This is a genomic window from Mobilitalea sibirica, assembly GCF_015999265.1.
Taxonomy (GTDB): domain Bacteria; phylum Bacillota; class Clostridia; order Lachnospirales; family Lachnospiraceae; genus Mobilitalea; species Mobilitalea sibirica.
The window spans coordinates 13,774-39,808 of record NZ_JAEAGR010000003.1 but is presented as its reverse complement, the minus strand read 5'-3'; the positions used below and the strand labels follow the sequence as shown (position 1 = coordinate 39,808).

Sequence of the window (26,035 nt, the reverse complement as noted above, 5' to 3'; positions counted from 1 at the left end):
AGTAATACAAAATATTGAATTAAAGGAGGCATTCGTATGCCAAATCAAGAAAAAAATTCATATACTAGCATCTTAGAAAGTTTAGTGTCATATGCTGACAAATCGGATTTGATTCAATCTATGATCCTTTTCGGTTCCAGAGCCAGGGTAAATAATACAGCAGATAAATATTCCGATTACGATATTATTTTACTAGTAAAGGATATTGACTATTTTTTGAATTCAGACGAATGGCTAAATCAAATAGAAAAATATTATATTTCGTTTCAGGAGCCCACTGCTGCCGGTGGCCAAGAACGCAGAGTGTTTTTCAAAGAGGCAATGGACATGGATTTTCTGTTTTATCATGCTAATGAATCTGAAAGATTGGCTGCAGATCCTACGATAAAAGCATTCTTATCCCGCGGATATAAAGTATTAGTTGATAAAATAGATTTTGAAGATGATATTGAACGCAATAAGCCATTTGAGGAAACAGGAAACATCTTCTCGGAAAAGGAGTTTCTGAATCTAGTTAATACATTCTGGTTTCATTCCATATGGTCCGTAAAAAAGATACTTCGAGGAGAATTATGGTCAGCTAAAAGTTGTATTGATTGTTATATGAAAAATTTATTAAGACAGATGGTGGAAGAATACTCTAAGGCTATGCATGGTAAAGAATATGATATTTGGCATGATGGAAGATTTTTCGATCAGTGGGTTGATGAAAAAATCAGAATTCAATTGAAAACAGCATATGGTTCATATGATACAATCGATATGTTAAGAGCTCTGAATCATACTATACATATTTTTAGTGAAGTATCTCAAAAAACATCAGCCATATTAAACTATACTTATCCGATAACAGCAGAATCATATGCTATGGAGCAGATAACAACTCTCAGTTCCCCAACTATTACAAATATAAATAGAAATTAATTCTGCACTTACAATTTGGTTATACATACAAATCAATACAGAAAGTGTTATTGCTGTTTTGTTATTCTTGATTATTAATAACTATGAGGAGGAATAATATTCTATGGAATATGTAATATGGTCAATTATTATTTTAGTTCCACTTTTATTAGAAAACTATGTGGTGGGTCCAATGATTTGTGAAAAGAAAATTAAAACCCAAATATGTAATATTGGGGGACTTGTTACAAGAATTGAAAGAACCTCCTCAAGAGAAATGATTTATATTGTTTACTATACTATACATGAATAACCAACAAAATCAGTCGTACGATTTAATTTTATATATCAAAGTACTTGGAATTGGTAATATAAAATTAATGATAACTTTCATTCTAAAGGAGCACGAATGAACCACAAACTACACTTACATGAAATTGAAGAATTATTTCATACATTTGGTATCGGACAGGTAATAGACACTCCGATAAGTATTACAGGTGGTCTTATGCACAAAATTTATCGGGTTTCAACTGATAAAAACATCTATGCTGTTAAGTGGTTAAATCCATCCATCATGCAACGGGATGGTGTTATAGAAAATATGCTTAATTCAGAACGAATTGCAGCTACTTTTTCTAATCATTTTCCGGTAGTTGCTGCTTTAACTTTTAATGGGCAGAATCTCTTACAATTTGGTGATAAATATTTTATGGTATATGAATGGATTGAAGGGACATCCATATTTCCGCCTTCGATCACTAAGGAAAACTGCTATAAAGTTGGAGATGTTTTAGGTAAAATGCATCAGTTAGATATTGCTGTACCCGGAGTAAGAAAAGAGAATTCAGAAGCAGTTACATACAATTGGCAGTTTTATTATGACAAGGGGGTGCAACAAAACGCTTCTTGGATTGATGTTTATACCGGTATTATAGATAAACTAAACATATGGAACAAATCTGTGAATGATGCTAACCGCCAGTTATCCGAATACACGGTCATTAGTCATAGAGATTTAGATCCTAAAAATGTGATGTGGCATCAAGGCAAGCTATATTTAATTGATTGGGAAGCTGCCGGATATGTGAACCCCTACAAAGAATTGTTAGAAGTATTGAATTACTGGGCTGATCGTGGTAATGGGAATTTGGATAAAGAGAAATTTTTAGCTTTATTCAACGCATATAGGATTAACATGAATACGAATACTGTTGATTGGGATTGTATCCTTGATAGTGGATATGACGGTATGCTTGGATGGTTAGAGTATAGCTTAAAACGAGCCTTAGGAATTGAGAGTACAGATGAGAAAGAGATTAAACTTGGTATGGAACAGATTACAGCAACTATAGAAGCTCTCATATATTATGATAATCAAAAACAGATGATAAGGAATTGGTTTAATACATTATAAAGTTAAGTTCTCGCTACGGCGATTTAATCCAACATTTTAAAGTATATTCCGATCTGGTAATGAAATAAGTACTTTGAAATTCATCATAGGCCTATATTTATTACTCAACTAGTCACCCTAAATCTCTCTATTTTTGGTTATAGAAATTTTATAGATTTCAATGCAAACCAGAAATATTAGTAATTGACATTAACGCTAAATTTGATATAATACATATACTGATGGGGCATTAGCGCAGCTGGGAGCGCACCACACTGGCAGTGTGGGGGTCAGGGGTTCGAATCCCCTATGCTCCATTTTTTTATTGCCTTTAATAACCATTCGCATTGCAGCATAACATCATACTTACTACCCTATTTTCATATATTAAAAATAAAAGGGAAGATGTATTTTGCGAAAAGGTTTCACAGGTATTATGTTGTTACTTGGTATTCTTACCGGTATTCTTATGATATATCTTATTATCTCATCAATTAGTTGGAAAGTATACATCCTTATACGTACCAAGTACATATGGGGCCTTCTATTCCCTATTACAAAGTACCGCACTGTTGTTGTAATCGTAACGGTCCTCTTGACTCTTCTTCTATTCATGATTTCCTATGTTACCATAAAGTTTCGAAAAAATTACAGATAGTTGGATATAATATAGTGGTAGGCTTCTTAGAGAGTCTATATAAATCACACAAAAGAATGACGCACCTAAGTGCGTCATTCTTTATCCCCAAACACCTGTTGCCATATTTATATATAGCAAATGTTTTTGAAAAATTCTAATTAATTATTAGAGGCTTATGCTCAAAACACACAATCATCCGATGACCTTAAGACTTCGTAAACTTTATCCGAAGGTAAGGGTGTACACAGTAAATAACCTTGGCCTCTATCACAGGAGATCAATTTTAGATATTCTAATTGTTCCTGCGTCTCTATCCCTTCCGCAACCACTCTGTAGTTTAAATCCTGCGCCAAAGATAGAATGTTTTTCGTTATTACCGTTTCTTCATTTCCTTTTGGTATTGATTTAATAAAACTTCTGTCTATTTTTATAATATCTATCGGTAGTTTCATAATATGAGTCAGGGAGGAAAATCCTGTACCGAAATCATCTAAAGCAATTCTAATACCGTATTCTCTTAACCGATTTAGTCTTTCTATCGCTGTATCGACATGGGATATAATTACAGTTTCTGTAATTTCAAATATAATCTTCGTATAATCTACTTTGTAGGATGCAATTATCTGTTCAATTTTTTGAAAATTACTTTCACTTTCTAAAGTCTTACTGGACAAATTAATTGATAATTCTATATGCTCTAACCCATCTTCTTCCCATTTTAACTTTTGTTTCAAAGCATTATTCACAATCCATTGTTCCAATGCATATATTTGCTTGGACTTTTCTGCGATGGGTATAAAGGTATTCGGGGATATAAATCCATTCTCGGGATGCGGCCATCTTACCAGCGCCTCAACACCGATAATTTCATTCGTATGAAGGTTAAATTCCGGTTGATAGAATAATGTAAACTCCTCTTTCTCTATCCCAACCTGTAATTTATTCACCATCTGAATTTGGTTCACTATATCTTTTTTTAGTTGATCACTATATATATTAATCTCACTTCCCAGACTCTTTGCTGTAAACATTGCTGTTTCTGTGTTTTTCAGCAAGGATTTTAAATCTCTTCCATGATCGGGAAAGACAGCAATTCCGGCACTCATTGATATATAAAATATATAATTCGTCGAACATTTGGTACAGGCATTATTAATAATATTCTCTATGTAATGTACTAGCTTGGTATTTGATTTAAATTCGTCTATAACTATTGCGAACTTATCCCGAGCTATTCTTGCAATAAAATGAGGTTCTTTTATTTTGCAGGTGAGGTAATTAGAAATACATTTAATAACTTCGTTTCCTGCTTTTGTTCCATAAGTGTCTACTAAATATCTAAAATTGTCTACTTCTATATAAATTATCGCAAAACTATCAGCTCCGGTAATTTGCTCACCGGATCCTGGGCTTATAAGATCTGTAATCTTATTTTTTAGTAAATTCAATTTAGGTAATCCAGTTAATGCATCATAGTGTAACGTCGTTCTCTCACTTGTTTTTCCCATATGAATTCTCTCTTGTGAATTGGTCGTCTATATCTGTCAATTAATATACTAAAATAAAGTTTTATAAAATACCATGACGTATTTGGAAAAATAAATTTTCCAAATACGTCATGGTATTTCGTTTATTTACATATTATGATTTTTATAAATAAAAATACACGTTGCGTATTTTTATTTATAAAATTTTACTTTTTTACTATTTATCCCCATTCACTTCAATTTTAAGGAGGTTTTAAAATGAAAAATTTTAAAAGAAAATTAATTGCAACCATGTTACTCGTTATCTTAGGTCTTACTATTCCGGTTTTAAAAGGCTCTTTATCAAGCCCTGCGAATGATCTACCACCGGTTGAGTCTTATTCTATTACTCCAGAAATAACTCTTTGTAATGACTTACCTCCGACTGAGTCTTATTCAATTAAACCCGGACTACTTTTTACAGATGAATTATCATCTATTGCAGCACTGGAGGATGGTATGATATTGTGTAATGATTTACCACCTACTGAATCTTATTAATTTCATTGATTAAGATTTACATAATATTTTTCTTCCATATGTGTTTTAATAAATTGTTGCACAAACGATTGTTGCATAACGGATGCAATATAATATGCTCTATTAAGATAATTTAAGCATTCTCTTTTAGTATCAGGCGGCATCACTCCCATATCGATTAACTGCTCTTTATTCCATACAACACTGTATAGTAGATTTGGGAGTATGTGGCCAAATTTATATTTCTTACATATCGCGATTCCTTCTTCAGCAAGTTCAATGGCTTTCTCATGTTTTTCAACTAAACCATACCACTTTGATAGGTTACTCAGATTAGTTACCTGCATGACCACTCTTTGTTGCTCTTCCATATAGCTTTGCTTTATTGCACAGTTCACTTCTTCAATAATGTCTATTGCTTTATCATAATCCTTTTTTTCTGCATAAGCTATAGAGATATTCAGCAATAGAAGAGCTTCATTAAAATTAAGCGGCCAATTGGATAAGGATATTATACCGTATTTCGGAATTGTTAAAGAGATTGCTTTCTCGAATCCTTCTAAATATTCCTCTGTCGTAATTTTTTGTAAACGATAATTAACGATATTTTCTGCTCGAATTAAAAACTGCTGATCTAATATACTATTACCCAGCTTCTCTTTTATATCATTTAATACTTCTTCTGCTTTCTCATATTCAAATAGTTTAATATAATCCTCAAACAGCTTCATCTTTTCTAAAACTTGAAAATCAGAAACCGATAACATAGAATATGCTCTCTCTCTGATACGTCCCATACGTTCCATTAATAAATCATAGGTGTCCCTACTGGGGTTTTGTTTTCCTGTCTCTATCCTTGATAAAGTTTCTACGGAACAAATATCTTCACTTAACTGTTCCTGCGTAATGGAGAGAGATTTTCTGGTCATTCGAATAATATCCCCTAATCGATACCTTCCCATTGGTAATCCTCCTGTAGGTGTTTCTTTATTTCATCTGATATGGTATACTCTTCGCAAAATTCCAGTACATAATAAGCCTTTAAATATTGTTTTAGACAATCTTTGTGCCCCGGCACCCATTTATTTTGCGCCTTTAATAATGCTTCCATAATCTGAGCTTTTATGAATGATAATTCACCCAGATAATCCAGTTTTCGATTGCCTTTATTCTTATCAATGCCTTTTTCACACATTTCTAATGCCTTATTAAGTTCATAACTCTGCATAAAAAGCCTCGAAGCTATAATTGCTACTTTTGGATATATCATATAACTATCTTCTGCCAAATGATGAAAATCCAGATATTCGATTACTTGCATCAATATACTTTTTGCTGTTCCTATCATATCGGCGGATATCATACGTTTTATAATATCTATAATCAGATTCATCTCCGTATTGCTTAAATAATAATCTTTTATTTTATTCGTCTTAAAGTCCGGAACAGTCGAGGAAATTGCATCCATTAATAAGTTAATTGTCTCTTCTACTGAACCACCTTGTAGTTCGTTAAGATAAGCCTTGCTTGTTAATATAAACTGTTTATGAACAGTCCCTTTAGATCCTGCGATTTTTTCATATTTATGAAGTCGATTATAGGCTGCTTGTATATTATTATTATCAATTTGTTTTTTTATCTCTTCTCTATTCTGAAAGGAAATGTAGTCAAAATCTGTTAATATCAATTCAAAATGATTCGGTGTTTTTCCTAACCGTTCCAGTAATGTTTCCAGTAAAAAAGAATCTACATCCCTCTCTCCGGCTTCTATTCTTGACAAAGTTGCAACAGAACACAAACCTTGACATAACTTTCCTTGAGAGATATGATGTATCTCGCGAAAATATTGAATCGCTGATCCTATCTTATTATTTTGCATTTCAATATCTGCTACCATCGTTCAAGCCTCCCAAGCAATTAAAATCGAATTGAATGATATGTATTATTTTTTATTATTATGCATGATGATCCATATTAAAACAAGTATCTGCATAATTATTTTATCATATTATGTTATAAACGAAAAGAAAAAGCTTATTTCCTAATGAGACATCCTTTTATCGTATAGCCTCAGCCATAGCAAGATGATACGGCAGGATACTCATTCTTACCTGGAGAAGCAAAAAAGAAAGACAGCTTACTACATGTCTTTCTTTTCATATGGTTATGTGACTAGTCTTAATTTTTATATCTCATCTTGATTAAATTAAATAATACCTAACAACTTAAATATATAAGCTCCCATCGGAATTGTCACAACAGATAATAGAACCGTTAAAACAATTATTCCTGCACTAATCTCTCCATCTCCGCCCAGTTTTTTCGTCATAATATATGCATTCATAGCTGTTGGTGTTGCCAGCATTACATATATAGTAACAATGTCCTGTGAATGAAAACCGAAAAGCACTGCAAATGGAATAAAAATAAGAGGCTGTATCATCACCTTAATTATCGATGAACTAATGATTAATTTCTTATTAGAGGTAAATGTATGAAATCTGATACTGGCTCCTACCAGCAGTAATGCCATTGGAGTTGCCAAAGTACCTATATAATTCATAGATTTAGATATTGAAAACGGAAGCTCTAGCTTTAATAACGAGATTGGTAATGCAGCAAGTATCGCTACAATCATGGGGTTTTTTATAATACTTAACGTCAGGTTACCAAAACTCAATTTATCTCTTTGCCCACTATAATAGGATAACAATATGACAGATAAAATATTATATATCGGTAGCACGAATGCAATTATAAGAATAGAGCTTGGAATAATTTCTGTCTGCAAAATATTTTGTGTAATCGGTAACCCTATATATACATAATTTCCACGATAAGCGCCATGAACAAATGCACTGATCTTACTTCTATCCTTAATCAATATCGTAGCGAAAGCCCATATTAATATAAAGGATAAGACGGTAGCCCCCGTAGTAAATAGGATGAATTTTATATTAAACAAAGAATAGAAATCACTCTCCACTACATTTTGAAAAAGCTTGGCAGGTAAGGCATAGTAATACACTATGGTAGTAGCAGTTGCTATAAATTCCTTAGTTATAACTCCATTTTTTCTTAGAATATAACCGAATAAAATCACTAAGAATACAGGCAGAACTATATTCATACTAAAAATCAAATCATTCATCCTTCGTAACCTTCCTGGGTCAAAATGTATTACTCGTTAATACTGTTCTTTTATCATAACAGAATATGAATATTTTTCAATATATTATCTATAATAACGATTCATTCTCTTCAAAATCTAATAGATCAGGATATTTACCCTCCCCCATCGTAGTACTTTGAAATATACATATACATAAAGCTGTAGTTTTACGCATAATAAAGTGCACCCAAAACATTAGTTTTATACCAAATGTTTCTGATGCACATCATATCAAAGCCTACGTATGAAGTTGCATTATATTTACAATAGATATATAAATATTCATATCGGAATTAATTAAAGCAACGATAGTAGAAAATTCTGCTTGTATTAATCCGTGTATAAGTCCAACCGCCTACCCTTCTCCAACGGAAGCCTTCTATATACCCCCATCTAGCAGATACAGGATAAAACCAAAAACTATTGCCATTAAATAACCATATATAAGTAAAACGATTCATACAACGCTGTAAATCATCCGGTCGTCTCCTTCTCCACCAGTCAAACATAAATCCAATATCTCTACGGTCATCCCTATATCTTCGATCATCTCTGTCTCTTCGATCATCCCTGTCTCTTCGATCATCTCTATCTCTTCTACCAAAAGGCATTTCCGAAATATCTCTGTACGGTTCAAATATATTGAACTGGCCCTGTGGCTGACCATTCATTCTTGGTAGCTGTGGAACAAAATTCGGTGGAGGTGTCGAAGGTTGGCCGTTCGTTCTAGGTGGAGATGGAACCCTACCCGGGAAAAACTGCTGTTGCTTTAAGTTTATAGTATCTTTATCATTTTTTTTAGTTTGTTTATAGACATCTTTATTCAAAATCAATGCCCCTTTCCACGTAACAATTCACATAATATCTTATGAATCCTGTTTCGAAAGGTGATGAAAAAAAGATGGTTGATATTAATTCTTAAACTATAGTTAATTTTCAATCATATCGAAAGCTTAAATAAAACTAATATTTCATTACAGATGTTCCTTGTTCAGAATTCCTTCTTTTGATAGATTCGAATAGATATTGAATATGAAAGCATTAATGCAATCAGAACAATAACCGGTATGATGATATAGGCATGATCGATACAAAACTCAAAAAACTCGATTAATTTTACCGGTGGTTGTAATCCTTGCTCCTTGATTGCTTTATATCCCATAAATCCCAGAAAAAAAGGTACCATATATACAATTATAAAAATAAATCTTGCCTTTTCTATACCCAGCTTAGTTATGAAGGGAATTGTAATACTATAAAACAAAATAACTAATGCTGCTCCAAGTGCACTTACCTGGATACCGCCGAATAGATTATCCACATTTAAAATAGTATTGATAACAACAAGACTAATACCGCTAATAATAAATCCAAGTACGGTAAGCATCAACATCGTAATATATTTTCCTTGGACGATATTATTTTTCGTTATCGGCATCGTTAACGCATAACCATCCCACTTTACCATCTCATCATAGGAATACGTACTTAGTATTAGCATGGCAAAGACTAAGGTAAACATACTGCTGAAATAACTTGAACTTTCCATCGCAAATGCCATAAATCCATATAACAGAATTAAGGCTCCAAAGATCTTAAAATTCTTTTTAAGATTTATGAAATCTTTTAGTATCAGACCCAGCATATTATTTTAACTCCTTTCCCCTGGTAATAAACAACATGATTTCTTCGATTGATGTTCTCTCTACGTTAAATTCATGATTCTTTCTTGTAAATCTGTCTTTATCCTGTATCATCACCTCGGCTCCAAAGTTGTTCTCACGGATACCAACAATATAAGATTTATCAATTGCAGACACATCTTCTTTACGACACCGGATAACACCATGCTGGTAAATCAGCTCATCCTTACTCTTGCTAAATACGATATTGCCTTGATGAATAAAGGTTACATAGTCCGCAATCTTCTCGATATCACTGATAATATGGGATGATAGTAAAATCGTATGCTCTTCATCCTGTATAAACTCTAGAAAAATATCCAATATTTCATCCCGAATGATTGGATCCAAGCCACTGGTTGCCTCATCTAAAATCAATAGCTTGGAATGATGGGATAAAGCAATTGTGATTGATAACTTCATCTTCATACCACGGGAGAAATCCTTAATAATCTTACCCTCCGGCAACTGAAACTTTTTTAAATAGCTTTTATAAACTTCTTCGTCCCAATTGGGATAAATTTTTTTCATTATAGCATTGATATTGACCACTGTTAGATTATCATGGAGATTACTTCCGTCGAACACCACTCCTATCAATGATTTTAGCTCCTTGGATAAGTTTTTAGCAGCCGTACCCATAATCGATACCTCTCCTTGGTCTACATGAATTAAGTCCAGTATCGCTTTGATGGTAGTCGTCTTTCCGGCCCCATTCTCACCGACAAAACCCATGATAGAACCCATAGGTACAGAAAAACTGATATTGTTTAATGAAAAACCCTTATAATGTTTTACCAGGTTTTTAATCTCAATTACATTTTGAGTCATAATATCATTCATCATATCTACTTTTTCCTGTTTAGAAAAGTTTAATTTATTCGGGTTATTAGCTTTTGTTCTCTCATTTACTGAACTGATACTTGACATTTATGCTTCCTCCTCATATAACATTTTTATAATCTCTTGCAATTCGTATAAATCAATACCGCCGGCCTTTGCCCCTGATACCGCTTTACTAAGATGCTCCTCCACAATGCGAAGTTGCTCCTCTCTAACAAACTCCATATTTTTCTCTGCCACAAAACTTCCTTTACCCACAACTGTATAGATGAAGCCATCCCGCTCCAAATCCTCATATGCTCTTTTTGTGGTGATAACGCTGATACGTAGTTCCTTTGCCAGCATCCGCATGGAAGGCAACAGGCTGCCTGCTTTTAATTCACCGCTTATAATCATTTGTTTTATCTGAGATGTAATCTGTTCATAAATCGGCTTTTCGCTAGAATTGCTGATTAGGATATCCATCGTTTCACCTCCTAAGTGTTATAGTGTATATATTGTTTATACACACTATAACATCAGTGAATTTGAAAGTCAATATGTAATTGAGCTTTTTTTATAAGATTCAAAAGATAGCTTCTAATGTTTTTAGAAAATTATTCGGTTTAGCAAAGCTAGTATTAAAAATAATAAAAGAATTTTTGATTAGATTCATGTATTTAGTAAATCATCTAATTTACATTTGATTTAAGCAATTATTTAAAAGAAGGTTATATAAAAAAACACCTCAAATACCGGCTTATCAGCCAATATTTGGGGTGTAAAAACGCTAACCACCATCATACTTTTCTTGTTATCTTTATCTGGGTAATTTAATAGATAGCTAGCTTCTTATTTAATTTAACTGAATAAGTCAAATAATCGATCCCAGAAGTTTTTTGTATCCTGTTCTTCTTCAGCCTCAACAATATGTTCTGTTCTCTTTTCAATTGCCGGTGTTCGTAGAATAAATTGTACGGAATTTGGCGTAATCTTGCCCGGAGCTGCAAAAGAAACCGTCTTATTTTTGCTATCCTTCGAAGCTCCGGTTAGTTCTTCAATTGTCATAGAAGCTTCCTCAATCCCATCTTTCATCTGCCATTGTCCGTCCACTAATTGTTGTGTTTGCTCCGGTATCAAAGCTGTCGCATTACTAATCTGCTCCAAACCATCTCCCAGGTCGCTTATAGCCATATATACTTCATTGTTCCCTCTCTTGATTTCCTGAAAACCCCCGGCAAGATCTCCGGCGCCCCCTGCTAATGCAGTGATACCGCTGTTTATTTCACTATAGTTTCCTGCTGTCTGCTTAACACCCTGCATATATTGATCCAGGTTATAGTTCAAGTTCTCAAGACTTGCAAGAAGCTGGCTAATTCCTTCCATCTGCGAGACTAATGCCTGCGCGGTTTGTGCTACTACCGGATCTTTACTTTGTGCCATCTCACCGGCTATAGCAGTCAATTCTTCCTTCATAGTAAGTAAAGTACTCATTCCGTTGGCAATTTCTTTATACCCTGTTGAAAGCTGGCCCCCATGATCTACCATACTAAGCAAACCTGCTTCCATTAGGCTTGAGCCGGAGGATATATTATTTAAATTCTCGGATAATGCCTTTATTCCTTCGTCAAACTCTTTCATACCCTCGGAAAGCAGAGGCGTGTTATCGGACAATTCCTTCATTCCATCGCTTAATGTTAGTAACCCTGTTGAAAGCTCCGAGATACCATCTCTTAACTTCGCTGTTCCATCGGCCAGTTCTTCTATTCCAGTAGACATTTCACCAAATCCATCTGTTATCTCTTCTGTCTGAATATAAGCAGACATATCGGCTGCCATCATGGTAAGATCAATCCCCTGCATAGAAAAATCCCGAACATCGGCTTTTATTCCTATAGATTGTGAGGTTTCCGGAAGAACGGTATAAGCCAAGTTTTTTGTACTGCCGGCGATCATCTGAATAGCTCCCGGTGCCGATAATAAAGTACAATGCTTCATATTAAGAGGAACTGTAATCTGCATCATATAATTTTTTCTAAAGTATTCGTGAGCCTCTTCATTTACTTTAACATCTATTAATATTCCTAATTCTCCTTCTACTCCTGTCAATGCTTCCGGTTCTATCACATTCCCATTTAAGGTGTATTGTATCTCAAAATTCCAAGGAAGCTCTCCTGATTTTAACGAACCCTGGTAAAAAAATTCCTCGGTTGAACCGGTTAGCTGCCAACGAATAGAGTTATCTTTCAGAATCGGTTCTACCTCATTGGTTAAGTTTTTAATGCTGTCATAATTACCATAATCCATGTACTCTCCGTCACCATTAACATGAAAATAATTCACTATATTAATCTTTGATACAGTTCCATTATGGTTCAGATTTACATAAACCGTCTCATCTTTTTGAACTGTTGTTGTTTCCAGTCCTTCAAGCTTTGAATTTGTTAACCCGCTTTCCGTAGCTTGAACCTCTTCTCCGGTTTGATTGGTTTTAGTCTCATCTGCTGCATTTACCTGATGAGCCATATATAGACCGGTTAGACCAATCATCAATAAAACGATTAGACTGACATATATTCTCCTATTCAAAATATTTCGCTTTCTCATACTGTTAACTCCTTTTCTCAATATTGCTAATTTAAACTGATTTATTATCAATAATTTAGTATCCAAATTTTATAAAGATATCCATTAGCCTCCATCAACTAAATATTTTTTATATCAATATTTCTATATTTTTTATTATCTCTAAATTTGTATCTACCAATTTAACAGCTATTTAATTTGTATCTATTAAACACTTAATAACCCGATCTTTTATTATTCCTAGCTCTAAGTTCTTCAACCTCAAAGTATATTATCCCTCCTGCCTATTCTTATAAAACAATTTCTTAATTGTAGTTTCCTTCAGTGTCGTAGAATGGATTGCATTATCCAGAATAAGCAATAATTGAGGCAGTAATATGAATACTAAAAGCCCACTGAGTAAGGCACCCCTTCCTATGAGAATTCCCAGTTCGGATATGCCGCTTATGGTGGATATCCTTCCCATAATAAATCCCGCCGTACAAAGAATCCCTGCCGATGTGAGGATAGAACCACCGGAATCTGCTATCGCCTTAGAAACCGCAGACTTTTTATCCAGCTTTTTACGGTTATGAAGATATCGATCTGTAAGAAGTATCGCGTAATCTATCGTTGCTCCTAATTGAACTGCACTGACAATCATATAACCAATAAAGATTAAATTTGACCCCATAAAATAGGGAATTGACATATTAATCCATATGGAAGATTCTATAACTAGTATAAGAATTACCGGTAGTAATAAGGACCGGAAGGTAAGCAGCAGTATAAATCCAACTGCGAGGATGGAGATTAGATTGACTCGGGTATAATCCACATCCACTACAGATTTAATATCTCGCACACTAACCGTAGAACCTACCATAATATAATCTTCCCCATAATAACTCCTGGTTAGCTCCTTAATATGATCAACTGCTTTGAATGCTTCATCATTCTCCACTTCTGTGTTCATATTGAGAATCATCCTGCTATAATTTTCTGTTTCAAACTGCTCAACAACTTTTTGTGGTAACATCTCACGGGCAATTGCGGTATCCGCAATCGTAACCAACGCTTGAACATTCTTTACTGTATCCAAATTATTAAGTTTCGTTACCAAAGCTGATTCTCTTGCTATTTCTCCGCTAGGAACCAATAATAAAACCGGGTTGTATCGTCCAAACATAGCTTCGATTCGTGCTTCTTCCTCGGCTGCCTGAGTTCCTTCACTTAAAGCCACGGATGCTTCTCCATAGAGAAAATTATTAGAAGACTGACCTAGAAAAGCGGGTATGATAACTATGAGCAAAATCCCTACAATAAAATATCTCATTTTTACTACTGCATTACCAAACCGTTGAAAGGATGGTAAGAACGAACGATGATGAGTTTTCTCAATTAGTTTGTCACTGAGGATTGCCAGTGCCGGGAGGAGCAGCAGTACGGATATTAGGCTTAAAAAGATTCCCTTTGCCAACACAAGACCCATATCCATACCGATTTTATACCGCATAAACATGAGTGCAACAAAACCGGCAACTGTGGTCAATGAACTGGAGGATATGGATGTGAAAGATTTATATAACGCTTTTCTCATTGCATCCTCTATGGCTGCTCCCTCCGCTCTTTCCTCTGCAAATCGGTGCAAAAGAAATATGGAATAATCCATGGCGATCGCCAGTTGTAATACAGAGGAGCTCATCTGTGTCATAAATGATACTTCCCCAAATATCACATTTGTCCCTGCATTAATAACCACCGACACTCCTATTACCAATAGAAATAGTATAGGTTCAAACCAAGAACTGGTTGCTAATATCAGTATCAGTAGACATATAGGAACAACAAATACTACGATTAAAAAGATTTCATTGGAAGTGGTTTCTCTCATAGCCTTTGCGGCAACAGTCGGTCCTCTGAATGCTATCTCTTGATCGGTAATCTCTCGTATCTTATCAATCGCTGCTCCCGACCTAAGACTATGATCATTTTCGTCGAAGGTTACTTGGTAAAGAGCTGTATTTTCTCTATAATACTCCTCTATCACTTCCTGTTCTAATATATCCAAAGGCTTTCGTATATCAACGATATCATCCAACCAGGTTACCGATTTTACTCCCTCCACCAGAGCGATTTTATCCTTAATTTCTTTTGCTTTTGGTATACTTACATCGGACACCATAACCTGAGCAGAACCATTTAAGCCAAACTCCTGCTCTAATATCAACATTGATCTTTTTGTCGCCATATCCTCCGGTAGATATTTACTCATATTATAGTTAACCTTGACCATAGGAATCAATAAAATGCTAATCCCTAATATGACTCCGAATAAAATCATGATTTTGATTCGATTATTCACGATAATTCTTGCCAATCTTTTTAACATACATTTCTTCTCCTTCTATTATGTAATTTACATTGTTGTATTAAAAGCGAAATCTTTAACGATAACGCTAATTGAAGATATCCAATAACTAATATACATCTTACGTTCTATTTCATACGTTCTTCTTTTAAAAAGATAAAAAAGTGAACCATCGTTCATTTTTAAATCAAAAAAATAATTGTTTATAAAACCTTTTGTTGAAATCATTTATGAAAAACTTTTATTGGTCTTTTATTGAAATCTTTTATGAAAGTCATCGAAATACACGATTAACAGTTGATTAATCATCTCTTTCATCATCGATAGATTTTTATATTTATTAATAATCATAAAAAAGCCTTCTATAAAGGATGCTGCAACCACATAAAGGATATACTCATCCTGAAGTTTTACACCTGTTTCCTTAAAGATTGGCCCTAACTCATTCTTGAGACGGTAGTTTAAAAGCCTAATCAGTTCTTCCTTGATATTTTCATACTTGGAACCCTTACTTTTGTCTATCAATATGAGGAGTATTGCTTCATGTTCTTCATAAAACTCCATCACCTTATCGGTAATCTCCTTAGCTATGGAATGCATCCTGGATATAACACCTTCGGTTTGATACAATTCTAAAATCATAGACGTAAAACTGGTATAGATCGGATCTACGATGGAATTAAACAACTCATCCTTATTCTTAAAATAGCGGTATACACTACCAATGGCTATTCCTGCATTGGAAGCAATCACCCTCATGGAGGCATCCTGATATCCTTTCTTTGTAAACTCCTCCAATGCCGCCGCTATAATATTATTCCTTATTTCTTCCTTTAAGTACTGCATAAGTGAACCCCCGTTCATCATTGCAACCATTTTATCATCGGGTTTCGATTATGTAAAGTTATATATTAAGATTTCATAGAGACTTTATGTGAATTTTATACTTTTTATGATTAAATTATTCTTACAATGTTTATTTGATACCAAAGGATAGTCGTCCATTATCTTTCTTTCATGATAAGGTAACGGTATTAGTCTTTTCTTATAAGCATCTGCAATATACTCCTGGTTCTTTGCAAGATCAAAGTAAAAACCGATTAGAATTGTATAATTAATAGCAATACTGTTAATTGATTAAGTGTAGTGAAATACTTAAATGTGAATAAATCTGTGTGATGTAGCAATCTGTACTCTTCTGATTATTATAATTAATGGTTTACACTGATTTAATCTATTATTTAATCTAGATTATTTAATCTAGATAGGTTGTCAGACTTTCGTACAGTTCTTTCGTTTTAGTCTGATCCTTATAATTGATAATCACGTAGCTATCTTTTGTCTGAACATATATATATGGGCCTTCTTTTGAAAGTATGAATAACTTGCCGCTTCCTAGTCCTTCTACTTCAAAATCTCCTTTTTTGACCTCTCCTAAGCCTGAACCATTATTTTTTCTGGTGATTTTAGGAATAGTATCCCTCAATTCTATAACCTCAATATCGTCAAAATAATAAGTAGCTCCAAACATTCCTTGAACCTCAAAGTATTCATCAGATATCACAATTTCTGTCTCTTTTTTCGTACTGTTATATAAAACCACCAAAAAAATAGTAACACCAACCAATATGATTGCTCCTAAAATATAACTAAATAATTTCCTGCTGCTTTGATTCATTGTAAAATCTCCTTTACATAATAAGCATTTTTATAGATCAACTAAATATAACCATAATATGGTTATAATGTCTATATACTCCACAATATCTTAATTAAATTTTAATGTGTCCTAGTACTTGCTAACACAAAAAGGGTCTGTTTCAAAATAAACAATGGAATTTAATTTTCCTCATACACAGATTGAAGGACATCGTTTCGATTTTATATGCCTTGTTCGAACACTTCTGTTCGCACTAGTCATAACAAAATCAGCAACATGTCCGTCAAACAGTACATTACGGTAAAATCATATTCCCCGTTTAACTATTTTGAAACAGACCCTTTTTATTCCCATTTATTTAGATTAATTTGGTAGAGGATTAATAATACTCAATGATTAATCCTGATGACAAGCATTGGCGGATGGACAGCCGCTGCAGGAACAACCACAGCTGGTTGCGTCTCCTCTTTTTTTCTTTCTAATTCCTGAAATAATTCCTAATAATAATACGGATGCAACAATTCCTATTATAATAAAATCTATCATAATAAGCCTCCTTTCGGATCATTACAACTTGTTACTAAATTGCTCCCATGGTTATACCTATGAGATCATACTTTCTTTTATATATCTGCATTATTTTGTTTTCTCTATTTTTGTTATTACAACAGATAAATCATGATTGTCAATATAACCGTAATCTTGTAGCATCTGTCTTAGACTGATATACCATTCGCCTTTTTCTAAACTTATTTCGTTCTGATGATCAATAAGAATAATCTGATCATCAGGTACACGGTAACTCTTTTTCGATATTTGAAATAAGTTATCCCTATCAATAAAACCACATGTTTCTAATATCTTTATAAATCGGTATACCGTGGCTATCCCGATCGTTGGATCCTGCTTAATTGCTTGGTAATAAATATCCTTACAACTTAAGCATCTGTTACTTATAAGTACTTCGATTATAGTTTCTCTTTGCCCGGTTATTTTATATCCTCTCTTTTTTAGCTCCTTAAGGATATTTTCTTTCCTTATTATAACCTCAGCACTCGAATAAGCCTCCGGTTTATCTTTTTGTTTCACTTAATACCCCCATTCATTTCAGGGATAATATGAGATTTCCCTTAAAATATCAGGTTTCCTATTACGTTAATGAGTAGCGCTACAATATAGGCAACTAGCATCTGAAAACCTACCGCTCTTAGAGTCCATTTCCAGGACCCCATCTCTCTTTTGATTGCACCAACCGCTGCAAAGCATGGCATACATAAGAGATTAAAAGCCATATAGGAAAAAGCGGTTACTGTAGTAAATACATCTTTAATAGCCGGTAAAGCCTCTTCTCCTGCCATCACAGCTTCAAGAACTGCTTCGTCTTCAATATTAGCAAATAACTGACCAAAGGTTGCAACGATATTCTCCTTCGCAATCCAGCCGGTTACAACACCAACAGAGGCTCTCCAATCAGCAAAACCTAAAGGAGCAAAGATAACCTTAAAACTGTTTCCGATATAAGCCAAAAAGCTGTTTTCCATATCGGTCATTCCGTTAAAATTAAAGCTTGATAAAAACCAGATCAGTACGGTTGAAGCAAAAATAATTGTACCTGCTTTAATTGCAAACCCTTTTACCTTCTCCCAACCATGAATTAATATACTCTTTCCGGTGGGGATCCGATACTGCGGAAGCTCCATAATAAAACTGGAGGTTTCACCTTTTATAACAAACTTACTTAAAATCAGAGCGCTGAGAATTGCCACTACCAGACCTAACATATAAATAGAAAATACAATTAATGTTTTATTGCTGTCTGCAAATAAGGTAGCCGCAAACATAGCATAAATCGGCAACTTAGCTCCGCAGGACATAAAAGGAGTAATCATCATGGTAATTCTTCGGTCCTTATCACTATCCAAGGTTCTTGAAGCCATTAAGGCCGGTACAGAGCAACCAAATCCCATGAGTAAGGGTATAAAGGATTTACCGGATAAGCCCAGATGGCGGAAAAGACGATCCATAACGAAGGCAACTCTTGCCATATAACCACTATCTTCAAGGAAAGATAGCATAAGGAACATAACTAATACCAAAGGTAAGAATCCGGCAACAGCGCCAATTCCCTCCATGATACCATCAATCACAAGGGAAAACGCCCAGTCAGAAGCTCCAAGGGACACCAAAGCACTTTCGACCCATCCGGTTAAAGTACCCCATCCTGCCTCTACAAGACCTGCCAACCAGATACCAGGACTGGGTAGTCCTTCAATCATTAAGAAATTCTCACTGAAGGTAAATGAGAATAACAGGTACATAACCGCAGCGAATATAGGAATCGCTAATATACGGTTGGTTAAAATACGATCCAATTTATCGGACTTTGTCTCCGCATGATCCAAAGCGCCTTTTTTTACTGCCTTCTTTACTGTATTCGTTATGTATTTATAACGTAAATCTGCAATCTTGGCTTCCGTATCACCATCTGCAGATTTTTCTGCTGTCTTAATCATCTCAGCAACGAAAGCTTTCTTATTCTCCGGCAGGCTATCGGTTACAATACTATCGCCCTCAACCAGTTTAATTGCCTTCCATATACGATCCTCTTCCTTGGGATCCTCCAGTGTTTCGGCAATTCGTTCAACTGCACCGGATATATTATCATCGAAAATATCCAGATAATTCGGCTTCTTTTTTGCATTTGCAATCTCTATAGCTGCATCCATTAATTCCTTTATGCCTTTACCACTTCTGGCTACAATCGGTATAACCGGAACTCCAAAAATTTCGGATAGCTTATTACAGTTGATAACATCTCCCTTAGCTTCTACTTCATCCATCATATTGACTGCTATAACCAAGGGTATTCTTGTTTCAATAATTTGTAGCGTTAAATAAAGATTTCTTTCAATACTAGTACCATCGACTATATTGATAACCGCATCTGGTTTTTCCTTCACGATATAATCCCGTGCAATAATCTCCTCTGCGGAATAGGGTGATAAAGAATAGGTACCGGGTAAATCTAATATAGTAACCTGTCTATTCTTTCTATAGATACCTTCCTTTTTATCAACCGTAACGCCGGGCCAGTTGCCAACATGTTGTTTTGAACCTGTAATATCATTAAATAAAGTGGTTTTACCGCAGTTAGGATTACCTGCAAGTGCAATTGTTATAGACATTGATTTCCTCCTGTATAATCAGCTTGGACTGATAATCTTTTATTCTAAACATAAATGAATTTCAGATATTAACGTTGTTTTTACATTCTAATTAATATTTATTAGCTTTGAATAATAATCTGATTGGCTTCATCTTTTCTTAAGCTCAATTCATATCCGCGGATATTTACTTCAATCGGATCACCTAGGGGAGCCACTTTTACTACCTTGATTTTAGTTCCCGGGGTTACGCCCATATCCATGATACGTCTTCTTATCGGACCCTTTTCTCCAATGGAAACAACAGTCCCTACCTGCCCAACTTCCAATTCCTTTAATGTCATTCCTGTATCCTCCTAAGCAACCAATATTTTAGAGGCCAAGCCTCTGTTTAACGCAATTCTTACTCCTTTTACCAAAAGTATCATACCACTGGGGTTTTCACCAACAACCTTTACTTCCTCACCTTTTACAAAACCAAGATCCTGTAGGTGCCGTTTTAAATCTTCTTTACCGGTAAACTCAGAAATTCTTCTAGTTTCTCCTAAAGATACCATAGCCAGAGACATGTCACTCACTCCTTTTTGATACTGATTATCATTTTCTTATATAATAATGTTAAACTGTTAAAAAGTCAATACCGCAATTGATAATTATTATCAATTGCGGTATTGACTGGAATTTACTCACTGTCGATTATTACATTTTACCAATATTTAAGGTGTCCTTTACCCAATCTTGAAACTATCTGTGTAAATTTGCGATAAACTTATAGTGTAAAATCACAAAACAGAAAGGAGCTTTGTATATGTTCTTTTTCTCACATATCTTTATTTCAAAGATATTAAGGCAACATCTCATTGATATGGTTGAATTAGATGAAAAATTATTTTCCTTTGGGAATGTTAAGCCGGATATTGCTCCGGATGATATCCGCAAGCCTCATACCTTAGATAACTATCTGTTTACTGTATGTGACCGTTCTAACCTACTAATGCATGATAAGTTAACACGCGAGGAGTTCTCTGTTACCTTGGGTGAAGTATGCCATTATGTATGCGACTTCTTTTGCTACTTTCATGTAAATGAACAACTACATAAAAAAAAGTTATCCCACTTCTTATATGAATTCCGTCTTCATATGGAACTTCTTTATCTTCGGTATAAACATAATATAAGTCTTAAGCATAATAATAAGGAACCCCGAAAAAGCATATCCTCCATTATTATGGAAATGCAAAAAGAATATATTTCCACTCCCAAAAGTTATAAAAGAGATATTGAATATGCTTTGACAGCGTCCCTATGGATTTGTGAAACCATCATATACTTCCGTTATCAAACCGTACCTTTCCTTCTTGTTAATGAAATAAAACACACTTTGATACCGGTAACCGGTGCTTAGTTAAATTGTAATCAGCTTCTCACCATTTTGAATTATTTCGGTCAATCCATGTCCCCAGTAGACAACTTCAACACCTAATTCCGATAATTTATCAGAAACATTTAATTGGTCGGAACAGCCTTTGCATGCAATAAACTTAACTCCGGTATGAATTGCCATCTTAATCTTCTCTTGAATCATGGGATTGTCATTGGCCAGTTGTGCCGATGCTCCCCAGATTATGATGGTCACTTCATCCCACCAGTGTTTTAACATACAATTCTGCGAATACATAAGTACCATTTTCTCAGCTGTAATTTGGTTATCCGTTGTCCATAAAATATACAATTTTTGTGCCATATTATCCTCCTTCTCTGCAGAAGCACCTCGAATCTTATTTATTATCATAAACATTATACCATATTTTACCTTATGTGTATTTGTTTTTTAATCAGATTTATTAGCAATAATCTATCTAAATTTCTATTCATATTGTATGATCTCTATATCTATGATAAAATTTTACCATAAATATACCAAATATCGCATAGCGTATAGTGAGAAGCGATAAACCTGTAATTAATACATAAAGCACATTATAAGTATAAAAGGCGGAGTATGGAGGTTAGCATGAAATCAAAACGAATTATAAAGCGTTTACTGAATATAACCGGTATAGTAGCAATTATTATGGGATGTCTGTTCTTCTCCTATAAAGCTTTTCTTGACCCATATCGGGGTACTATTAAAAAAGCGCAAATTTCGAAAGACTTACATACTATATTGTCAAAGGAAGAAGCCTTTCAGGATTTAAACTACATAAAAGAGAAGTTAGAGGAGCGCCACCCGGCATGTGTGGATGGTCTTCCTAAGGAAGTAAAAGTACAGTTCGAACAGGAGATAGCAAAGATTACAGGGGAAGTGACCGTACTACATCTATGGCAGGCCTCCGCCCGCATATTAGCCAAATTGAAGGATGCCCATACCGGAATTAGTTTTTACGCCAATGATCCCAGAAGACTTCCCTTAACCTTTACCATGACAGACGGAGAACTTTATTTAACGGATAAAGAATATACAGCTACCCATGTTCTTAGTATAAACGATATTCCAGTACAAAAGCTTCATCAGACATTTCTTGAACAATTTTCTTACGAGTTGGAAAGTTACGCTACGTATTTATTCACAAGGAATTTAAGAAGACGAGAATATCTTGAATTTGTAGGCGTAGATACGAGTTCTGCAATTCAATTTAATTTTCAAGAAGGTAGTTCGTTGACGAAAAAAAACTTTGCCTTTGACATTCCCGTTCAGGAGGTGGCTTCGACTGAGGTACCGTTTGTATCATATCATATAGATAAGAACAAAAAGCTCGGGGTCATCACCCTGCGATCCTGCAGTATCAATGATTATTACCGTAATACGGTGAAAGAATTCTTCCAAACAGTGAAAGATAATAACTTGCAAAATGTAGCTATCGATTTACGAAATAACGGCGGAGGTAATTCACGGGTTATTAACGAATTTATGAAATATATAGACGTTGATGCATATAGTATATCCGGTGGGATCGATGTCAGATACGGTCCGTTCCTTTATAAATTCAAGAAACAAGAGATAAAGAATAAAAAGAATGAAAATTTACTATTCTCAGGTAATGTATATGCTTTAACCTCAACCGATACCTTTAGTTCTGCTCAGATGTTTGCACTCACTTTACTGGATAATGACATAGGGACAATTATAGGTGAAATTCCGGGTAATATGCCTGCCTGCTATGGCGATATCTTAGCCTTTCAAACACCGAATGCTAAGCTGGTTTTCACCGTATCCTATAAATATTTTAGAAGAATCGATGGGTCCAAAGCTGAACTTCCTTTAATTCCACATTATGAAGTCAAAGCGAAGGAAGCTATGGATAAATTATATGCGGTCATAGAAGCAGAATAAAATGAAAAACCTGCGAAGTAAGTGATATCCCCCTAATAGCAAATAAATACTTGGGATAATATTGCACACTTATTACGCAGGTTTACATATACCTTAATAAAAAACAATATTACGTTTATATAACTATATGTTTCAAAATATATTCTTGATTTTTTTATAGACTATTATGCTTCTAACTTTCTTATTGTAATTCTTTGATTTTTATGCTACCGCTGGTTGTACTTATAGAATAATCGGTACTTCCACTGCCATTGGAGCGAACTGGTATATCACAGGTGAATTTTCCGGATACTGTTTTATGTTTTAAATTAAAGTCTTCCATTGAGGGCAAAGTAAGATTAACTGTTCCGGATATTGTTTTAATGTCAAAGGAATTGGGCGCTTTCTTATCAATTATATTAACGGAACCGGAAGTACTTTCAGCATTTAAATCATCATATTCTCCATCAAATCTTATTCCACCTGACACACTTTCTAAAGTTAACTCTTGTGTTATAGCATCCTCAATGTCAACAGAACCGGAGATAGTATCTACTGTCAGTTCCTCAGTTGTAAAGCCGTTAATAGAGATTTTTCCGGAAGCAGAATTGAATGTTGCTTTTGACGTTTTCGCCTCATTCAGACGAATGGATCCTGAGGTGGAATCAAATTCAATTTCATCTGCATTTACATTGGATACATCAGCAGACCCCGACACGGTATCAACTTCAAAATAATTGGCCGATATATCATTAATCTCAATTTTTGCAGAAACATTATTTAATCGGAAATCATCTAAATTACTTGCTATACTTTCCGGAACAAACACTTCCAATTTCTTCATAGGTATTGTATCAAACACCTTGGTATTCTTCTCACAATACTTAATTTGCAGGGTCTGACCATTTAGATTATAAATTAAGACTTCATCCACTTCTAAATCACGCTGAGCATATTCAATTAATTTAATATTATTACCATCATAGGTCGTAATCGTAATACCTCCAGCAATCCAATGAATATTCAGGCTATCAAGATCCTCTTCATTTACATTGTAACTGCCGACTTCCTCATACGGCCCCCCTAAATCTTTAATATGATAGGATCCGCTGGTTGTAAAGTTAAATTCTCCACGAAATGCTACCCATATTACTAAACCAACAAGGACGAAAAATACTACCATCCAGCAAACCATCTGTACTATTTTATATTTGTTCATCTTCTCTTCCTCACTTCTTTATTATGAAAAAAATGTTAATTAATGCTTCAATTGCTATACCGAGAATAAATATTGTCCAGGATATATGCCAGGCAAAGGTTGAAAAGCTGATAATAAAATATAATGCTACTATTATGCTCCATAACGCTACGGATATCGATATGCGGGCTTTCGTCTTATCGGCTCTCTTCTTTTGCCATTCTTTAAATTCTTCCACCATAGTATCATCCGCCCTGTAATATTTTTGTTTGATCTGACCATTGTATATTAGGATACCGGTAGCAAATGTAATAATCACGATAAACCCAATCAGCCCATCAAATATATGATAGGATTGTAAAGAAAGTAGAATCGGAACTATGGATAGAATGTATAGCATAACTGCAACTGATGTAAGCATCGCTGATTTTTGCTTATCTGTGTTACCGGCTTCTTCTTTTGTCTTATCCAAGTCATTAATCAATTCACTAATATCACCAATACCGGCGATTGCTATATTATATGCCGCCTCTTCTGTCTTCCCTTCCTGAATAAGGTCTTCGTATTTCTCTTTTAGGTTTTGAATCATTTCTTCCTTTAATTCAATCATACTCTTATTCTGTGGTACATCTACAAAAAGTCCCTCTACATATCTGCGAAGCTTTTCATCCATTCTTCTTTTCCTCCAATTCAATTAAACTATCAATCATTGCTTTCGCGCTCTTCCACTCTGCCATAAGTCGCGTATATGTCTCCCTGCCCGTTTCGGTAATCGTATAGTATCTTCTGCGGGCACCTGTTGTCTCGTCACCCCAATAAGAGCTGATGTCTCCTGCTTCTTCCAGTCTTCGAAATGCTGAATAGAGTGTTGCTTCTTTTAACTCATATCGTCCATTCGTTTTTTGTTGAATTGCTTTGTTGATTTCATAGCCATAACTGTCTCCTGTGAATAACCCAGCCAGTATGATCGTATCGGTATGTCCTCGTAGTAAATCAGATGTAATTGACAATTCATCATCTCCTTTGCAAGATATTTTATTATCTTATGTATAACATATCACCATATACCTCGCCTGTCAAGGTATATTTTATTTAAATGTAAATATTTTATTATAGTAAATATGTTCTAGAAGTATATACCTA

General features: G+C 34.6%; 27 protein-coding genes and 1 tRNA gene. 7 read left to right on the top strand and 21 right to left on the bottom strand.

Translation table 11 applies throughout. From position 1 onward, the window contains the following. The first annotated feature begins 36 nt into the window (after positions 1–36). The 4 genes from I5677_RS03755 to I5677_RS03740 all read left to right on the top strand — a co-directional run bounded on the left by I5677_RS03755 (position 37) and on the right by I5677_RS03740 (position 2,616). A complete protein-coding gene (locus I5677_RS03755; protein ID WP_197660238.1) occupies positions 37–924 on the top strand; it encodes an aminoglycoside 6-adenylyltransferase in 888 nt (295 codons plus the stop codon). A gap of 103 nt (positions 925–1,027) precedes the next feature. Next, positions 1,028–1,216, top strand: coding sequence for a hypothetical protein (locus I5677_RS03750; protein ID WP_197660237.1), 189 nt, complete (start codon positions 1,028–1,030; stop codon positions 1,214–1,216). Positions 1,217–1,312: 96 nt separating this feature from the next. Beyond that, a complete protein-coding gene (locus tag I5677_RS03745; protein WP_197660236.1) occupies positions 1,313–2,320 on the top strand; it encodes a phosphotransferase in 1,008 nt (335 codons plus the stop codon). Positions 2,321–2,543: 223 nt separating this feature from the next. Beyond that, positions 2,544–2,616, top strand: a tRNA-Ala gene (locus I5677_RS03740). Between the two features lie 502 nt (positions 2,617–3,118). On the opposite strand, the gene I5677_RS03735 is transcribed toward I5677_RS03740, so the two are convergent. Then, positions 3,119–4,447: a putative bifunctional diguanylate cyclase/phosphodiesterase gene (locus tag I5677_RS03735; RefSeq protein WP_197660235.1), complete on the bottom strand. Its 1,329-nt coding sequence runs from the start codon at positions 4,445–4,447 to the stop codon at positions 3,119–3,121. 237 nt (positions 4,448–4,684) lie between these two features. On the opposite strand from I5677_RS03735, the gene I5677_RS03730 reads away from it, so the two are divergent. Then, positions 4,685–4,966, top strand: coding sequence for a hypothetical protein (locus I5677_RS03730; RefSeq protein ID WP_197660234.1), 282 nt, complete (start codon positions 4,685–4,687; stop codon positions 4,964–4,966). 2 nt (positions 4,967–4,968) lie between these two features. On the opposite strand, the gene I5677_RS03725 is transcribed toward I5677_RS03730, so the two are convergent. The 16 genes from I5677_RS03725 to I5677_RS03650 all read right to left on the bottom strand — a co-directional run bounded on the left by I5677_RS03725 (position 4,969) and on the right by I5677_RS03650 (position 20,950). Beyond that, positions 4,969–5,907, bottom strand: coding sequence for a helix-turn-helix transcriptional regulator (locus tag I5677_RS03725; RefSeq protein WP_197660233.1), 939 nt, complete (start codon positions 5,905–5,907; stop codon positions 4,969–4,971). Further along, positions 5,889–6,842, bottom strand: a complete 954-nt coding sequence (locus I5677_RS03720) for a helix-turn-helix domain-containing protein (protein ID WP_197660232.1) — start codon at positions 6,840–6,842, stop codon at positions 5,889–5,891. Before I5677_RS03720 ends, I5677_RS03725 begins: the two co-directional genes overlap by 19 nt. 309 nt (positions 6,843–7,151) lie before the next feature. Then, positions 7,152–8,096, bottom strand: coding sequence for an AEC family transporter (locus I5677_RS03715; protein ID WP_197660231.1), 945 nt, complete (start codon positions 8,094–8,096; stop codon positions 7,152–7,154). A 314-nt stretch (positions 8,097–8,410) separates the two neighbouring features. Then, the gene (locus I5677_RS03710) at positions 8,411–8,944 is read right to left on the bottom strand and encodes a hypothetical protein (protein ID WP_197660230.1); all 534 of its coding nucleotides are present in this window, start codon (positions 8,942–8,944) and stop codon (positions 8,411–8,413) included. 164 nt (positions 8,945–9,108) lie between these two features. Continuing rightward, positions 9,109–9,762 carry an ABC-2 transporter permease gene (locus tag I5677_RS03705; RefSeq protein ID WP_197660229.1) on the bottom strand — a complete coding sequence of 218 codons (654 nt, stop codon included), beginning with the start codon at positions 9,760–9,762 and terminating at the stop codon, positions 9,109–9,111. Between the two features lies 1 nt (position 9,763). Then, a complete protein-coding gene (locus I5677_RS03700) occupies positions 9,764–10,729 on the bottom strand; it encodes an ABC transporter ATP-binding protein (RefSeq protein ID WP_330617814.1) in 966 nt (321 codons plus the stop codon). Further along, entirely contained in the window at positions 10,730–11,107 is a 378-nt protein-coding gene (locus tag I5677_RS03695) for a GntR family transcriptional regulator (protein ID WP_197660228.1), read from the bottom strand. A 375-nt stretch (positions 11,108–11,482) separates the two neighbouring features. Then, a complete protein-coding gene (locus I5677_RS03690) occupies positions 11,483–13,228 on the bottom strand; it encodes a hypothetical protein (RefSeq protein ID WP_197660227.1) in 1,746 nt (581 codons plus the stop codon). 250 nt (positions 13,229–13,478) lie between these two features. After that, positions 13,479–15,578, bottom strand: a complete 2,100-nt coding sequence (locus I5677_RS03685) for an efflux RND transporter permease subunit (RefSeq protein ID WP_197660226.1) — start codon at positions 15,576–15,578, stop codon at positions 13,479–13,481. Between the two features lie 231 nt (positions 15,579–15,809). Then, positions 15,810–16,403: a TetR/AcrR family transcriptional regulator gene (locus I5677_RS03680; protein ID WP_197660225.1), complete on the bottom strand. Its 594-nt coding sequence runs from the start codon at positions 16,401–16,403 to the stop codon at positions 15,810–15,812. Positions 16,404–16,812: 409 nt separating this feature from the next. Further along, positions 16,813–17,235 (bottom strand): hypothetical protein, encoded by a 423-nt coding sequence (locus tag I5677_RS03675; RefSeq protein ID WP_197660224.1) that lies wholly within the window; start codon positions 17,233–17,235, stop codon positions 16,813–16,815. Positions 17,236–17,613: 378 nt separating this feature from the next. Next, positions 17,614–17,763, bottom strand: a complete 150-nt coding sequence (locus I5677_RS03670) for a FeoB-associated Cys-rich membrane protein (RefSeq protein ID WP_197660223.1) — start codon at positions 17,761–17,763, stop codon at positions 17,614–17,616. A 90-nt stretch (positions 17,764–17,853) separates the two neighbouring features. Continuing rightward, positions 17,854–18,306: a Fur family transcriptional regulator gene (locus I5677_RS03665; RefSeq protein ID WP_330617812.1), complete on the bottom strand. Its 453-nt coding sequence runs from the start codon at positions 18,304–18,306 to the stop codon at positions 17,854–17,856. 41 nt (positions 18,307–18,347) lie between these two features. Further along, positions 18,348–20,402: a ferrous iron transport protein B gene (gene feoB, locus I5677_RS03660; protein WP_197660222.1), complete on the bottom strand. Its 2,055-nt coding sequence runs from the start codon at positions 20,400–20,402 to the stop codon at positions 18,348–18,350. Positions 20,403–20,503: 101 nt separating this feature from the next. Next, complete coding sequence (locus I5677_RS03655) at positions 20,504–20,725, bottom strand: FeoA family protein (RefSeq protein WP_197660221.1); 222 nt, start codon at positions 20,723–20,725, stop codon at positions 20,504–20,506. Positions 20,726–20,737: 12 nt separating this feature from the next. After that, positions 20,738–20,950 (bottom strand): FeoA family protein, encoded by a 213-nt coding sequence (locus tag I5677_RS03650; RefSeq protein WP_197660220.1) that lies wholly within the window; start codon positions 20,948–20,950, stop codon positions 20,738–20,740. A 239-nt stretch (positions 20,951–21,189) separates the two neighbouring features. Here I5677_RS03650 and I5677_RS03645 point away from each other — a divergent pair, with 239 nt between their 5' ends. Continuing rightward, positions 21,190–21,786 carry a zinc dependent phospholipase C family protein gene (locus tag I5677_RS03645; RefSeq protein WP_197660219.1) on the top strand — a complete coding sequence of 199 codons (597 nt, stop codon included), beginning with the start codon at positions 21,190–21,192 and terminating at the stop codon, positions 21,784–21,786. On the opposite strand, the gene I5677_RS03640 is transcribed toward I5677_RS03645, so the two are convergent. Beyond that, the gene (locus tag I5677_RS03640; RefSeq protein ID WP_197660218.1) at positions 21,787–22,173 is read right to left on the bottom strand and encodes a DsrE family protein; all 387 of its coding nucleotides are present in this window, start codon (positions 22,171–22,173) and stop codon (positions 21,787–21,789) included. A gap of 222 nt (positions 22,174–22,395) precedes the next feature. Between I5677_RS03640 and I5677_RS03635 the strand changes: the two genes are divergently transcribed. Beyond that, positions 22,396–23,715: a S41 family peptidase gene (locus I5677_RS03635; protein WP_197660217.1), complete on the top strand. Its 1,320-nt coding sequence runs from the start codon at positions 22,396–22,398 to the stop codon at positions 23,713–23,715. Positions 23,716–23,896: 181 nt separating this feature from the next. Here I5677_RS03635 and I5677_RS03630 read toward each other — a convergent pair whose 3' ends face one another. From I5677_RS03630 to I5677_RS03620, 3 genes are read right to left on the bottom strand one after another with little or no spacing between them, the layout of a single operon-like run. Then, positions 23,897–24,913 carry a DUF4097 family beta strand repeat-containing protein gene (locus I5677_RS03630; RefSeq protein ID WP_197660216.1) on the bottom strand — a complete coding sequence of 339 codons (1,017 nt, stop codon included), beginning with the start codon at positions 24,911–24,913 and terminating at the stop codon, positions 23,897–23,899. Positions 24,914–24,923: 10 nt separating this feature from the next. Then, the gene (locus I5677_RS03625; RefSeq protein ID WP_197660215.1) at positions 24,924–25,565 is read right to left on the bottom strand and encodes a permease prefix domain 1-containing protein; all 642 of its coding nucleotides are present in this window, start codon (positions 25,563–25,565) and stop codon (positions 24,924–24,926) included. After that, positions 25,558–25,902: a PadR family transcriptional regulator gene (locus I5677_RS03620; RefSeq protein WP_197660214.1), complete on the bottom strand. Its 345-nt coding sequence runs from the start codon at positions 25,900–25,902 to the stop codon at positions 25,558–25,560. Before I5677_RS03620 ends, I5677_RS03625 begins: the two co-directional genes overlap by 8 nt. Between the last annotated feature and the right edge of the window lie 133 nt (positions 25,903–26,035).